General features: G+C 70.9%; 11 protein-coding genes. 3 read left to right on the top strand and 8 right to left on the bottom strand.

Annotated features, from left to right (window positions below):
• Positions 1 to 149 precede the first annotated feature (149 nt).
• Positions 150 to 755 carry a TetR/AcrR family transcriptional regulator gene (locus OG446_RS35295; protein ID WP_328897855.1) on the top strand — a complete coding sequence of 202 codons (606 nt, stop codon included), beginning with the start codon at positions 150 to 152 and terminating at the stop codon, positions 753 to 755.
• Positions 756 to 799: 44 nt separating this feature from the next.
• On the opposite strand, the gene OG446_RS35290 is transcribed toward OG446_RS35295, so the two are convergent.
• From OG446_RS35290 to OG446_RS35280, 3 genes are all read right to left on the bottom strand, one after another.
• On the bottom strand, positions 800 to 2083 hold the full coding sequence (locus OG446_RS35290) for a cytochrome P450 (protein WP_328897854.1): 1284 nt from the start codon (positions 2081 to 2083) through the stop codon (positions 800 to 802).
• Entirely contained in the window at positions 2080 to 2874 is a 795-nt protein-coding gene (locus OG446_RS35285) for an alpha/beta fold hydrolase (RefSeq protein ID WP_328897853.1), read from the bottom strand. The genes OG446_RS35290 and OG446_RS35285 overlap by 4 nt, the downstream gene beginning before the upstream one ends.
• Positions 2875 to 3050: 176 nt before the next feature.
• On the bottom strand, positions 3051 to 3683 hold the full coding sequence (locus tag OG446_RS35280) for a TetR/AcrR family transcriptional regulator (RefSeq protein ID WP_328897852.1): 633 nt from the start codon (positions 3681 to 3683) through the stop codon (positions 3051 to 3053).
• Positions 3684 to 3777: 94 nt separating this feature from the next.
• Between OG446_RS35280 and OG446_RS35275 the strand changes: the two genes are divergently transcribed.
• The gene (locus OG446_RS35275) at positions 3778 to 4740 is read left to right on the top strand and encodes a zinc-binding dehydrogenase (protein WP_328898517.1); all 963 of its coding nucleotides are present in this window, start codon (positions 3778 to 3780) and stop codon (positions 4738 to 4740) included.
• Positions 4741 to 4858: 118 nt separating this feature from the next.
• Here OG446_RS35275 and OG446_RS35270 read toward each other — a convergent pair whose 3' ends face one another.
• From OG446_RS35270 to OG446_RS35255, 4 genes are all read right to left on the bottom strand, one after another.
• Positions 4859 to 6922: an ATP-binding protein gene (locus tag OG446_RS35270; protein ID WP_328897851.1), complete on the bottom strand. Its 2064-nt coding sequence runs from the start codon at positions 6920 to 6922 to the stop codon at positions 4859 to 4861.
• Entirely contained in the window at positions 6919 to 7680 is a 762-nt protein-coding gene (locus tag OG446_RS35265; protein WP_328897850.1) for a DUF4255 domain-containing protein, read from the bottom strand. The genes OG446_RS35270 and OG446_RS35265 overlap by 4 nt, the downstream gene beginning before the upstream one ends.
• Before the next feature lie 52 nt (positions 7681 to 7732).
• Complete coding sequence (locus OG446_RS35260; protein ID WP_328897849.1) at positions 7733 to 9808, bottom strand: HYR domain-containing protein; 2076 nt, start codon at positions 9806 to 9808, stop codon at positions 7733 to 7735.
• Between the two features lie 209 nt (positions 9809 to 10017).
• Positions 10018 to 10644, bottom strand: coding sequence for a response regulator transcription factor (locus tag OG446_RS35255; RefSeq protein WP_328898516.1), 627 nt, complete (start codon positions 10642 to 10644; stop codon positions 10018 to 10020).
• Positions 10645 to 10864: 220 nt separating this feature from the next.
• Here OG446_RS35255 and OG446_RS35250 point away from each other — a divergent pair, with 220 nt between their 5' ends.
• The gene (locus tag OG446_RS35250) at positions 10865 to 12217 is read left to right on the top strand and encodes a COG1470 family protein (RefSeq protein ID WP_328897848.1); all 1353 of its coding nucleotides are present in this window, start codon (positions 10865 to 10867) and stop codon (positions 12215 to 12217) included.
• Between the two features lie 407 nt (positions 12218 to 12624).
• Here OG446_RS35250 and OG446_RS35245 read toward each other — a convergent pair whose 3' ends face one another.
• Positions 12625 to 13404, bottom strand: a complete 780-nt coding sequence (locus OG446_RS35245; RefSeq protein ID WP_328897847.1) for an eCIS core domain-containing protein — start codon at positions 13402 to 13404, stop codon at positions 12625 to 12627.
• Positions 13405 to 13561: the final 157 nt, after the last annotated feature.

Genomic DNA, 13561 nt, shown 5'->3' with positions numbered 1-13561 from the left:
CGGGGCTCCGGTGACGCCGCGGCGCGGCGATGTCCGGTACCGCGCCCTGATGGGCGGCAGCCCCTACCGGGACCAGGAAAGCAGAACGAGTCAGAAACTGCAATCGTTCAAGTTTCTGCCTCGTTTCAGGTATCGGGTACAGTGATGACATGACCGATACCCCGCCCGTTCCCGTTGGTCGCCGCGAGCGCAAGAAGGCCGCGACCAGGCAGGCCATCGCCGACGCCGCCCTGGAGCTCTTCCTGGAGCACGGATTCGAACGGGTGAGCGTCCGGGACGTCGCCGAACGGGCCGACGTGTCGACGACGACGCTCTTCGCGCACTTCCCGAGCAAAGAAGCACTGGTCTTCGACCGCGAAGCGGAAGTCGAGGCCTGTTTGACCGCCGCCGTACACGAACGGCCCGAGGGTCAGGGCGTGGTCGAAGCGCTCCGCGCGCACGCGCTGACGTCCTGGGTGCAGTTGGAGTCGGATCCGCGTCGGGAGCGGTTCGTCGCTCTGGTGCAGCAGACGCCCGCTCTGCGTGAGTACTGGGAGCGCATGTGGATGCGGCACGCGGGTGCGCTCAGCGCCGCGATCGCGGCGGAGCTCGGCCGGGAACCCGATGATCTCGCCTGCTCGGCACTCGCACGGTTCGTCCTGGAGGTACCGGCCCTGGCCGCGACCCGGCACGATCCGCTCGCGTCCGTGGAGACCGTGTTCGATCTCCTCATCCATGGATGGCAGGCGTCACAGCTCGGGTCGGGCAAGGCGTAACGCAGTCGCGCACGCTCGCCGGCTCATGTCAGGGGACGCTGTCGTCACCCATCGGACTCGGGCACCCTCACCGGCAGCGACTTCAGGCCGTTGATGAAGTTCGACACCAGGCGGCGCGGTGGCGCCGCGAGTTCAAGGCGCCCAGCGGGGAGTACGCGGCACGCCTCCTCGTACAGCGACCGCAGTTGCAGGCGTGCGAAGTGCGCGCCCAGGCAGACATGAGGGCCGTCGCCGAACGAGATGTGCGGGTTCGGGGAGCGGGAGAGATCGAGGGCGAACGGGTCCGGGAAGACGCGTTCGTCGTGGTTGGCCGAGGCGTGGAAGACGACCACCTTGTCGCCGGCACGGATGCGTGTTCCCGCCAGGTCCGTGTCCTGCGTGGCGGTGCGACGGAAGGACAGGACGGGTGGGTGGCGGCGGAGCAGTTCGTCCACGGCCGTGGTGAACTCGGCCTCGCCGTTGCGGAGTCGGTCGAACGCCTCGGGGTGCTCGGCGAGGAGACTCAGGCCTCCGGGGGCTGCGCTGCGTACCGTGTCGTTGCCCGCCACCACCAGCAGGAAGAAGAACATCTCCAGCTCGGGCGCGGTCAGTTCGGGGTCGGTGGCGAGGGCTGTCATCACGTCGTCGGCAGGGTGCTCGCGCTTGTGTGCCGCCAAGACGTGCGCGTAGTCGAACATGTCGCGCAGCGACGCCGGGGAGCGCGGGTTGACCGGCTTCCCGTCCGGGCCGAGTACCGCTGTCCCCGCCTCGTCCGGGTCCTGGTAGCCGATGACGCGCCTGGTCCAGTGGAGGAGGAGCGCGCGATCGGTGTCCGGTACGCCCAGGAGGTCGGTGAGGTTGAGCAGCGCGTAGTCGTCGGTGACCCGGGTGACCAGGTCGCAGGTGCCGTCTCCTGCCCGTGCCTCGTTGACGGCACCTGTGAGCAGGTCGCGGGCTCGTTCACGTACGACCGTCCCGAAGCGGTCCATGCGTTTCGGGGTGAAGGCACGGCTGACGAGTGTGCGCAGCCGTCGGTGGTGCGGCGGGTCCTGGTTGAGCATCATGCGGCGGATGAACGGCAGGTCATCGGGGTCGGGGTCGCGGATCTGGGTGGCGCCGAGGTACGAGGAGTACGTGGACGAGTCCTTCAGGACGCGGACGGCGTCCCGGTGCCGGGTCACCGCCCAGAAGCCGGGGCCCGCCGGCCAGCCCAGCACCTCCGGCTCCCGCTGCCAGGACACCGGATGGTGGTCGCGCAGGCGGCGGTAGCGGTCGTACGGGATGCCACGCGCGTACTGCCTCGGGTCGAAGACGTCCGGTACGGGTGCCGGGGAGACGGCGCCGCTCACGCTTTCGCCTCGCCGTCCTCCGCGTCCGCCCGCAGGAAGTCCTCCATCACCCGGATGACGTCGAGCGGAGCCTCGTCCATCGCGTAATGGCCGCACGAGGGCAGCTCCACGAGCTCGGCGCTCGGGAACCAGCGCATCCACGTGGAGCGTTGCAGGTCCGCGGAGAGCGCCGGGTCCAGCGCCCCCACCACCGCCAGGGCCGGCACCGGCGAACCGTCGATCCGGTCGTGGAAGTCCTCGCCCGCCCAGGAGTCCAGCCAGGCCCGGAACGCGTTCGCGTCGCTGCACTCGACCGAGCGACGCACCATGCGGTCCAGCCATGCCGCCGGGCGCCGGCCTCCGGTGGTGATGTCGAGGATGGCCCGGCGGTTGTCCGGGTTCTGTGCCGCCCCGGCGAACAGCTCCCACTGCTCGGGCGGCAGCGGCAGGCCGGAGGCGGGAACCGGTGACACCCCGACGATTCTGCGCACCCGCTGCGGAGCGGCGGCCACCGTCCGCTGGATGACGGCGCCGCCCATCGAGTGGCCGATCAGCGAGAACCGGTCCCAGCCGAGCCGGTCGGCCAGCGCGAGCACGTCCGCGGCGCCCTCGGCCGTCGTGTACGAGCCGTCCGCGTCGCTGGCCTCGCCGTAGCCGCGCAGGTCCACCACCGCGTACTGGAACGAACCGGCGTCGAGGTCCGGCAGCACCGGGTCGTACGCGGAGCGGTCGGCGAACCATCCGTGCACCGCGATCACCTTGTGCGGGCCGTCGCCGTGCAGAACATGCGGCAGTACAGAGAATGCGGACATACCGGCTCCCGTCGCAGTGCGGCGATGATCGGTCGGTCAACGCCCGCCTGCTCACGGTGACGGCAACCACCGGCCCGCGCAAGGGCACACGCGGGTACCGCCCTGGGCCGCTGATCCTGATCCCTTCCATGGGGTTCAGCGGTGCGGGCGTCAGCGTACTCACCGCTCGACCGCGGTCAGGTGCTGTCCGGTCCTGCGGATGTCAGCCGTGCCGCCGGCGGTAGTGGTGCGTGCCGAGGGCAGGCTTCGAACGCCTGGATCGCCAACCCTGCGAAGCGTCGGGAGGCCTTGACCTGGCCGGCGGTCGATGCGGCGTGGATCCCCTTGTTGGCCATGAGCACGAGAATCAGGTCGTCCATGACGAAGTCGGACCGCAGACGCCCCGCGTCCTTGGCTCGCTGAGCCAGTCCGGCGACCGCTTTCACCGTGTACTCACGGCCTGCGGCCACATCCTTGATCTCCGGGTAGGTCGACAGGAAGGCTTCGGTGAATCCCCGGTCGCGTGCGTGCAGCTCACACATCCTCTCGATCACCAGGCACAGGCCACGCCACGGATCAGGATCGGCGCACCCCTCGTCGGCGATGGCGCGACATGCGTTCAGCTGGTCCGCGAAGGCCTCGGCGACCAACGTCTGCTTGGTCGGGAAGCGGCGGTACAAGGTGGCGGGTCCCACCCCGGCGCGCCGCGCGACCTCCCTCATCGGCACATCCAGGCCGTCGGTGGAGAACAGTGCTCGGGCCGCGTCGAGGATGCGTTCGCGGTTGTCCAGCGCGTCGGAACGCAACGTATGAGGCAAACGGTCGGTCACCACTCTCACTTTACCTAAACGGACAGGGGCGTCCGTTAGCGTCCGGGACATGGAAGCTCTCGTCCTTGAGCTGTCCGAGAACCTGGAAACCATGGTGAAGGCGATCTCGATCCACACGTTCGGAAGTCCTGACGGCCTGGCTGTCATCGACCTGCCGGAACCCGCACCGGCTGCCGGGCAGGTACTGATAGCCACCGAGGCGGTGGGGGTCGGCGGTGTCGACACCCTGATCAGAAGCGGGGCTCTGGCCGCGTACGGCTTCACGGAGGGCCACATCCCGGGCAGCGAGGTCGCGGGCACGGTGACCGCGGTCGGCGAAGGCGTCGACGCGTCGTGGATCGGTGGGCGGGTGTGGGCCTTCACCGGCACCGGCGGAGGCTACGTCGAACAGGCCCTCGCTCCGGTCGAGGAGATCGTTTCCCTGCCTGCGAACCTGTCCGCGGTCGATGCGGTGACACTCGGCAGCTCCGGAGTGGTGGCCCACTTCGGGCTCCGCCACGCCCACTTCGCACCCGGGGAGACGGTTCTGGTCCGTGGCGCGGCCGGCAGCATCGGGATCATGACGGTACAACTCGCCGCTCGGGGCGGCGCCGCCGCCGTGGCGGTCACCACTTCCTCGGCCGAGCGCGGCGAGCAGTTGCGACGTCTCGGCGCGACCCACGTGCTGGACCGCTCCGGCGAAGGAGGGCAACAAGCACCCGCGGGCTATGACGTCATCATCGACGTGGTGGCCGGCGAGGGCATGCCGTCGTTCTTCGACCGGCTCAACCCGAACGGCCGCATGGTGGCCGTGGGTGCTGTCGCGGGCCAGCCTCCGGCGGACTTCGGCACGAAGATCATGGCGGCGTTCCAGAAGTCGATGTCCTTCGCCGCTTTCAGCGCGGCCACGGTCACCGCAGCCGAACGGCGTGCCGTGCGGAGCGAGCAGTTCGCCGCAGCGAGCCGCGGCGAGATCGCCACGGTGGTCCACGAGGTGCTGCCACTGGACGCAGCCGTGCTGGCGCACCAGAAGATGGACGCGGGCGAGGTCTTCGGCAGGATCGTGCTGACACCGTAGTCGTTGATCTTCACGCCGAGATGGCCGCTCCCCTGCTCAGTCGATGGGAGTCCCATGCCGGTGCGTGAAGAAGGAGGTGGACTCCGCCGCGTGGTCATCTCCTGCGCACGCCCGCCCTTCACCCCTGAACCAGCCCCAGATACGGCCCGAACTCCGAGGCCAGCGTCAGCCGTCCCAGCTTCTGGTACTCCCGCTGGATCGCGTGGATCAGCGTCGTCATCGTCACCGCTCCCCCCGTGTCCGCCGCCAGGTACGCCGCCGTCACCGCGATCGATCGGATGTTGCCGCCCGCCAGCTCGAAGTTCTCGGCGCAGAACGTGAGATCGAGGTCCGTGCCGCGCGGGAGCAGCGGGCCCAGGCAGCGTTCCCAGAGCAGCAGGCGTTGTTCCGGGTCCGGCACCGGGAAGTCGATGACGAGGTCCAGGCGGCGGGTGAAGGCGTCGTCGAGGTTGGCGCGGAGGTTGGTGGCGAGGACGGCCAGGCCGTCGAAGGACTCCATGCGTTGGAGGAGGTACGCGCTCTCGACGTTCGCGTAGCGGTCGTGCGCGTCCTTGACGTCCGAGCGCTTGCCGAAGATCGCGTCCGCCTCGTCGAAGAGCAGGACGCCGTTCACCCCCGCCGCCTCGGTGAAGATGCGTTCCAGGTTCTTCTCGGTCTCGCCGACGTACTTGTCGATGACCGTGGCCAGGTCGACGGTGTAGAGGTCGAGGCCGAGGTCGGCCGCGATCACTTCCGCCGACATGGTCTTGCCCGTGCCGGAGTCGCCTGCGAAGAGGGCCGATACGCCTCGGCCCCTGCCGCCTCCCGGGCGCATGCCCCACTCCCCCAGGACCCGGTCGCGGTGGCGGGCGCGGGCGGTGAGTTCGCGGAGTTGGGCGTGGGCGTCGGGCGGGAGGATCAGGTCGTGCCAGGTCACCGTGGGTTCGATGCGGCGGGCCAGGCGGTCGAGGCCGGCCGCGTTCTGGGCGCGGGCTCCCTGGCGTACGTGGCCGGGGGTGAGCGTCCCTCCGTCGAGCTGAGCCGTCTGGGCCGCGCTGCGGGCCGCACCGGTGACCTGTTCCGGGGTGAGGAGGAAGGGGGCGAGGAGGTGGTCCGGGTCGACGGTCTCGGGGAGGGGGGCCGAAGTCGTACGCCGGTAGGCATCGGTCCAGAGGGCGCCGCGTGCCGACGGCTCCACCCTGGGGGCGTGCAGGAGCAGGGGCGGGACCGTCGACCACGAGGCGTCCCACGGCACCCTGCCCACGATGACCGTGGGTACGGGCGTCGCCGTGAGGAGCCTGAGCAGGTGCGGGTGTGCGCGGGACAACGCGTCCAGCGGGGCGCAGACCAGGCCCGCGTCGGTCAGCCGGGCCTCGCGGACCAGGGAACGTACCGCGTCGGCCGGCGCGGGGTCCTGCGCCAGGCGGGCCAGGTCCAGGCCCAGGACGCCACGGCCCGCGAGGGTGAGCGCCGACGCGGCCAGGGCGGTGCCGGCACCGCCCTGGTCCTCGCTCAGGTAGGCCAGGGGGAGCCCGTCGGCGAGGACCCGGGCCAGCGGAGCGGGGTCTCCGACGCCCTCCACCGCGTGCCAGGGCGCCAGGAGATCGGCGAGACGCGGATCCCGGGTGTCGTCGCCCAGCAGGTGGGCGGTGACCCGGTCCGGGACGCGCAGCGCCCGGCTCAGGAACGGGCGGTCCAGGTCCTCGGCCAGGAGCAGCCCGGCATGGCGGAGTGGCGCGCGGGCGGCCAGCCGGCCCCGCGCCTGCGCATCGGCCGGTGACAGGCCGCACAGGCCGAGCGCCAGGCCGATGGACGGGCGGCGGCGGGTCACGTCGTCGTTGAGATAGCCGTAGAACGCCTCGAAGCGGTCGTCGAGATCCGGTACGAGGGCGATGAGCAGGATCTCGACGTCGAGCGCGGTGAGCCCGAAGCCGGCTTTCAGAGCGGTGAGACGGGAGCCGGGAACCTCCACCGGGCCGCCCTCCCCCGACATCGGTTCCGGGAAGCCGCGTGCCCCGTCCTCATCCAGCAGCCGGGCGATGTTCTCGTCCGTGAGGTAGAGCCCCCGGAACGCGTCCTCCGGGTCGGGATCCGTGCGCCGCCGGGCCTCGACCGCGTGGCGGATGCGCTGCTCCACGCCCACCGCGCGGGCGAGGAGGTGGCGCAGGTTCAGGTCCTCGGCGGGGCGGCCCGGGGATGTCATGCGGTGCTGTCCTCCGTACGGCCGTCCTGGGTGCGCCGGTTCTCGGTGATGCGGAGAGCGAGGCCCCGGCGCGACGCCGTGGGGCCGGGTGCGGTCTCGGGTGCCGGACGCCCCGGGCGGCTCCCGTACACCGGAAGGCCGCCGCGGCCCGGCATCGCATCGCGTTGCGGTTCCGGGGCGGGTGGTACCTCCCCGAAGTGTGCCCGGAGCCCTTCCTCCCCCACCGGCGGGCCCGCCGTGTACGTCGGCGACGCGGTCACGGGGACGCTGACCACCAGGTCCAGCGAGGGCTTCAACTCACCTCCCAGGGCGCTCCACACGTCCGCGAACGAACGGTCCTCCGGCGGTGGGAGCGCGATCGACATCGGTACGGCGGCCCCGATCCCGGCGAGGGTCCCGGTCAGGCGTTCCGGGGGCAGGGCCTCGTACGCCAGCAGGCAGGCGAGCAGGGAGGACAGCAGTCGGTGTTCGTCCTCGGGACGCTTCGTCCATGCCGTGATCAGGTAGGACAGTTTGAAGTAGCGGGGCGGGCGGCGTCGCGCGACGACGGTCCCGCGCTCGTCGTACTCGTTGTGGAGTCCGCGCTCCCGTCGCCGCATGTCCTCTCGGATGTCGTAGAGGTAGAGGTTGACCATCGGGGCGTTCACCTTGGCCGCCCATTCCCGGGTCGGTGCGTCGAAGACCACCGCGATCTGGCCGCCTTCGAGCACCTCCGCCCGGATCAGCGAACGCAGTACGTCGTCCACTTCATGGATCACCGGGAGACCGCCCCTCTCACGTCGGGTCCTTGGGTCCGGGAGACCGGCCCGCTCATGTACGGCCCTTGAAGTCCGGTGGCTGGAGGTTGCGCTGGACCACGAGGACCGGCTCCTGGAGCCGGGGAAGGTTCCGGATGCCGGCGCGCAGGACGCGCGGGCCCAGGGTGTCCTTGCGGAGCACCAGCATCTGCACCTCGAACGTGCCGTCGCGGCCCACCCTCACCCCCGACCGGTCGGCCGTGATGCCCAGGTTCCAGGTGAGGTTCACGCGCTCGCCGGGCGGATAGTCCTTGCCGCGGGCCAGGACGGGCTGTCCCGGTCTGGCGACCTGCGGGGTGACGCTGAGGGAGGGCTTCAGCACGCGCAGGCGGTCCGTGTCCCGGTTGTTGGCCGTGCTGCGGTCCGGGACGGTACCGCGCACCGTGGCGCGTACGTCTCCGCTGATCGCCGTCCGGTACGTCGCCGTCTGCGACACCTCGATCCGCCCGCCCGCGGGAATGGTGCAGGGCTTGGCCGCCGTGCAGCGGGTGAGGGTCTGCAGGCTCCGGTCCTTGCCGTCGGGAGGGGCCGGCCAGGTCGCGCCGATGACGACTCCCCTTGCCGTGTCCGGGCCCGCGTTGATGACGGTGAAGCGGGCGCGGGCCGGGCGCGTGACGTACGTACGGTCCGGGCTGACGTCGGCCTTGACGGCGATCTCCGACGAGGGCGGCACCGGTCCCGGTGGCGACGGGGGTTCGGGCTGCGGCGGGGGCTGCAGCACCACGAACCGTGCGGTGTCCGTGCCGGTGTTGCCCGCCGCGTCCGTGGCCGAGCAGGTGACCGTGGTCGTTCCGACGGGGAAGAAGGATCCGGACGCCGGGGTGCAGGCCGCGGGCAGCTTGCCGTCCTGGGCATCGGTCGCCGTCACCCGGTAGCTGATCCGTGCTCCGTCGTCGTTCTCGGGCCAGGCGATCCGGTCGTCCACCGTGACGACGGGCGCGGCGATGTCGTTCACGTCGATGCTGATCTGCTGCTGGAAGTCGGGATCGGCCGCCGCGGCCGGCCCGATGGTGTCCGTCCCCGGCGCCTGGGTACCGAGCAGGAACTGCACGGTGCAGGTGAGGGTGGTGCCCTGCGGAGCGTCGGCCGACACGTCGACGGTCTCCGCGAAGTGAGCGGTCTCGCCGCTGGTCAGCTGTCGGGTGGGCGGGTCGAGGGCGACGGTGAGGTGGGGGTCGCAGTTGTCGAGCCGGTGGCCGACGGAGGTGGGCAGGTTGTCGAATCCGTCCATGATGGCCTGGGCGACCGCGTCCGGCTGGATTCCCTCCAGCAGACGCCCCTGGGTCGCCTCGATGATGCGGGTCGCCTGCCCCGGTGTGGTCGGCGGGTCCTCGACGTAATTCGGGTCGCCCGCGTCCCCGTTGCCGTTCAGGCCGTCGCCGATCGGACTGTCCAGGTCGATGCCGATGACCCGGATGCCCTTGTCCTGCAGGGAGAAGATCGTGTCGTCGATGGTGTGGCCGTTGCTGGGTGCGTGGCTGGAGGCGTCGCCGATCAGCACGATGACCGGGTTGGCCCCTTCACGGAAGACCGTCTTGCCACCTGCCCCGTTGGCTATCTGCCACAGTCCGTTGATCCAGTCCTCGGAGGGGCCGCGGCTGCCGCCCCCCATGCGCGCCTCCAGGCGGTTGACTCCTGTCTGGGCCTTGGCGACGTCATCCGTCAGTTCCTGCAGAACCTCGAATCCTGCGCCCGGGTCGACTTCCTGGTCACCGAAGGTGGTGACGGCGAAGCGCGTGTCGGGCTCCTCGGCCAGGATCCTCTCGGCGATGGCGGGAAAGTTCTTCTGAACCTGCTGAATGGGCACGGGCATGCTGTTCGTGCCGTCCACCAGCAGTACGACTTCCGGCATCGGCGGAATGGCCGGTGTACGCACCGCCTTGTCCACCCCCGTCGACCCGCCCGGGTCGAGTGCCTCGTGCAGACTGGCCGGCGTGACCCACGGTTCGGGCGGTACCGGTACGGCCGTGGCCACGCCCGAACCGGCCGAGGCGGGCGCGAGACCGGCGGCCACCAACATCAGCACGAGCGCCACGGAACGCCGCACACCGGCGTGTCCGGCCCGTCTCGCCTGCTCGGTCGCCCGCACCGAATCACTCCCCCGCGCCCGTGTCTCCACCGAAGAACAGCGCCGACACCATCCCGCAGCTGCCCGTACCGCGCAGCGGGAGGCGAGTCACTTCCCCGGGAAGCCGACGCTGCCCTTTGGGGCAGCCCCGCGTTACAGCCCACCCGGCTCCCACCGCGGCCCGGGCCGGGAAGGGGTGGCCGAGGACCGTGGGAGGGCCGGGTGAGCCCTCAGATCAGTCCCTGCCGCAGGGCGTACGCCACCGCGTGCGACCGGTTCCGCAACTGGAGTCGGGTCATCACCGAATGCAGCACGTTCTTGATCGTGCGTTCGGAGTAGGCGAGTTTCGTGGCGATGTCCGCGGTGTCGTACCCCTCGGCCACCAGCCGCAGCACGTCCACCTCGCGTGCCGCGAGTCCGGTGAAGTGCAGTCCGCGCGGCCCGAGCACCTGGCCCTGGAGCCGCCCCACCTCGGCGAGGAGCCTGCCCAGCAGGTCGGAGGGCAGGTGGCCCTCGCCCCGCGCCACCGTCTCGATGACGTGCACCAGGTGTTCGGGCGTCGACTGCGCCCGCCTGATCACCCCGACGACCCCGCACTCCGCCGCACTCACCAGCTTCTGTTCGTCGATCTCCGTGGTGACCAGCACCGTGCGCGAGTCGCTGGTGCGCTGAACGTGACGCAGCATCGTGAGCACGTCCTCGTCCACCGTGTCCACGACCATGACAACGACTTCGGGGGCAAATTCGTCCTCGCCCCATTCCACTACGTTGACCTCGGGACGGGTCCTCAGCTGGCTGGCCACTCCGGCCTGCGAGATCGGATCCTGGGCCCGTAACGCGACCGTGGTGCGTTCCATGCGTTCCATGCCGATGCTCCCCCTTGGGCAACAGCTGGAAGGCCACTACAAGCACACGCCTCGCAGCCGTTCTCGTCCGCCTCATTGGTCATGAGGCGGTCAGAAGATGCCCTTGTTTGCTGAAGAGAAAACTAAAAGGGTGTCAGGGGCATGGGATCTGCCCGAAAGTGTTCCTTCGAGGCCAATGTCCGACGGCTCCGACGACTCTACAGTCCGCCATATGAGTCTCACGGCAAGTCTCGACGCATCGTCCGTCAGCGCCGCACCGGGCGAGGAGACGGCTGTCCCCCTACAGGTCCGGAACTCCGGCGCCACGGTCGAGGAGTACCGCTTCGAGGTGGTCGGTGCGTGCGCTGCCTGGTCGTCGGTGGAGCCTGCCGTGCTGTCGCTGTATCCGGGCGACACCCGGACCGTCTCGCTCATGCTGCGCCCGCCCCGGGATGCGACCGTGCCTGCCGGAGAGACACCGTTCGGGATCCGGGTGGTGCCCACCGGTGAACAGGACCGGACGGTGGTGCCGGAAGGCCGGGTGACAGTGCTGCCGTTCACGGCCACGACGGCGGAACTGGTGCCGCGCAGCTCGCACGGCTCTCGCCGCGGACGGCACCAGCTCGCTGTGGACAACCGGGGCAACACGCCGGTCACCGTCCGGTTGGGCGCGCAGCCGGGCACCGAGCTCGCCCGCGTCGCGTTCGACGTGGCCGAACTCCAGGTGGGGCCCGGCCAGGCGGAGTTCGGCAGACTGCGGGTAAGGCCCGCGAAGCGGATGTGGCGCGGCACGCCGGTGACGCATCCCTTCCAGGTCTTCGCCGCCACCCAGGTGGCCGAGGGCGAGGAACCCGTGGCGCCGGTGCTCGTCGACGGCTCCTACCAGCAGGAACCGCTGCTGCCGCGCTGGCTGCCCCGGGCACTCGTCACGGCCGCCGTCCTGCTGATCGCCCTGGCCGGCATCTGGTACGCGCTGCTGCGTCCGGCCGTGAAGTCCGCGGCGCGGGAAGCGGTCACACCCGAGGCGGTACGTTCCGCAGCCGCGGCCGACAAGAGCGAGGCACCGAACGGAGGCGATACGGCGGGGGCGGGCGCCGACGGCGGGGCCGGTGACACCGCAGGGGCGGATGCGGGCGCCGGCGCCTCGACGCCCACGCCGAGCCCGTCCGCGGAGGCGGAGGCGGGGGCCAGTGCGGGGGCGGGGACGGACGACGGGGCGGCCACTCCGACGAGTGCGCAGGTCCGGGTCAGGGACTCGGTGGGCGGCGGGACGAACGCCGCGACCGCCCTCCAGGTGCCGAAGGGCCACACCTTCCAGCTGACCGACATCGTCGTGCAGAACCCGCAGGGTGACGCAGGGACAGTCGTCATCTCGGCCGGCACGAACTCGAGTGTGCTGAGTCTCGGGCTGGAGAACTTCCGTGACTCCGACTACCACTTCGTGACGCCGATCCTCGTCCCGGCGGGTGGGAAGGTCACCATGACGATCGACTGCCGGAAGGTGGGCAAGCCGGTGGGCGCCCGGACGCCTGCGCGGTGCTCGGAGTCGCTGTTCCTGGGCGGCACGATGCGGGCCGACGGCTGACGGGGTGCGGGGTGCGGGGTGCGGGGTTCCGTCCTCAAGCGCCGGACGGGCTTGATGGGTGCGGGTCCCCCGCCCCGGTGCGCCGTTGCCCGGCGGTGGGGTCCGGTGCCCCTCCGGGGCGTCTCCTCAAACGACGAACGTTTCCAGTCCCACGCAGCGGACCCCGGTATCCGTTCGTCGTCCTGCGGGGACTCCCCTGCACGGCCCCGGACCGGCCGCCTTGCGTCTGCGGCAGCAGTCCCACCGGCGTGCAGACGCGGTCGATGCCGGGTGGGGGCGTGCAGGGGAGTCCCCGCAGAAAATGGCGTACGACCCGGGTACCTGTTCGTCGTCGGGTGCACACGCCATTTTTGAGGAGTCTCCCCGGAGGGACCCCACCCCCACCCACCGGACAAAGGCGGACACGCTCAGGCCGGTGGTGCCTCTTCCTCCTCCTCGGCGCTCTTCTCCTGCGCCCGCTGGACGAACGAGCCCTGCACATCGGCCGGCTGCTCGTCCTCGTCCTCCGTGGCCGCCCGCTGCACGGCCGGAGCGGCGGCCGGAGCGGGATCCGAAAGGACCCGGTCCGCATTGGTCACGGCCTCCCGCTCGAAACGGTCCGAGGGGTCGCTGACCCGGATGCCTCCGGGGGCCTCCGTGCCCTCCACCGGGCCGCTGCGCTGCTGGATCACATGGGTCAGCTCGTGGGCCAGCGTCGTCCGGCCCTGAGGTGAGGACGGGTCGTACGCGTCGCGTTGGAAGACCACGTTGTTGCCCACGGTGTAGGCGTGCGCACCGACGCCCTTCGCCGACTCGTGGGCCGAGGAGTCGTTGTGGATGCGCACGTCGGAGAAGTCCGCTCCCATCCGGGCCTCGAGGTCCGTCCGGGTCTCGGTGTCCAGGGGGGCGCCGCCGCCGGAGGAGATGACGTCGTGGACGGGCGACCTCGGCTCGTCGTCGGACTGTTCCGGTGTTCCGGCCCTGGAGCGCTGGATCATGGGGCCGAGCGCGGCGTTGCCGACGCTCCGCTGGAGCACGCCCATACCGGCCGTTCCGAGCACGTCCGCCCGGCCGGTGGCCGCCGCCCGGAAGACGTGGTGGGTGTCCGAGGCCGCGGAGGCCTCGCCGTGAAGATGCTCGTGCTCGCTCTCCCGCGTCGGACCGTGGTGGTCCTGTTCGTACCGCTGGCTGTGGTCCTGTGCGTTCATCGCCGTCTCCCTGGCGCACCGTCGTGGGCGCGCGCACCACGCCCTGCTGCCGGTCTCCCACGTTCTCGGCCGCGTCCCTGCCCCGTCCAGGCCACCCCTGACGGGCCAGGGGCATCCGGCACTGCCTCTTGGGGCAGCCGGACGGTACGAACGGGCC

This window comes from Streptomyces sp. NBC_00236 (genome assembly GCF_036195045.1).
Classification (GTDB): Bacteria; Actinomycetota; Actinomycetes; order Streptomycetales; family Streptomycetaceae; genus Streptomyces.
The sequence above is the reverse complement of the archived record's forward strand: the minus strand, read 5'-3'. Positions and strand labels throughout refer to the sequence as shown.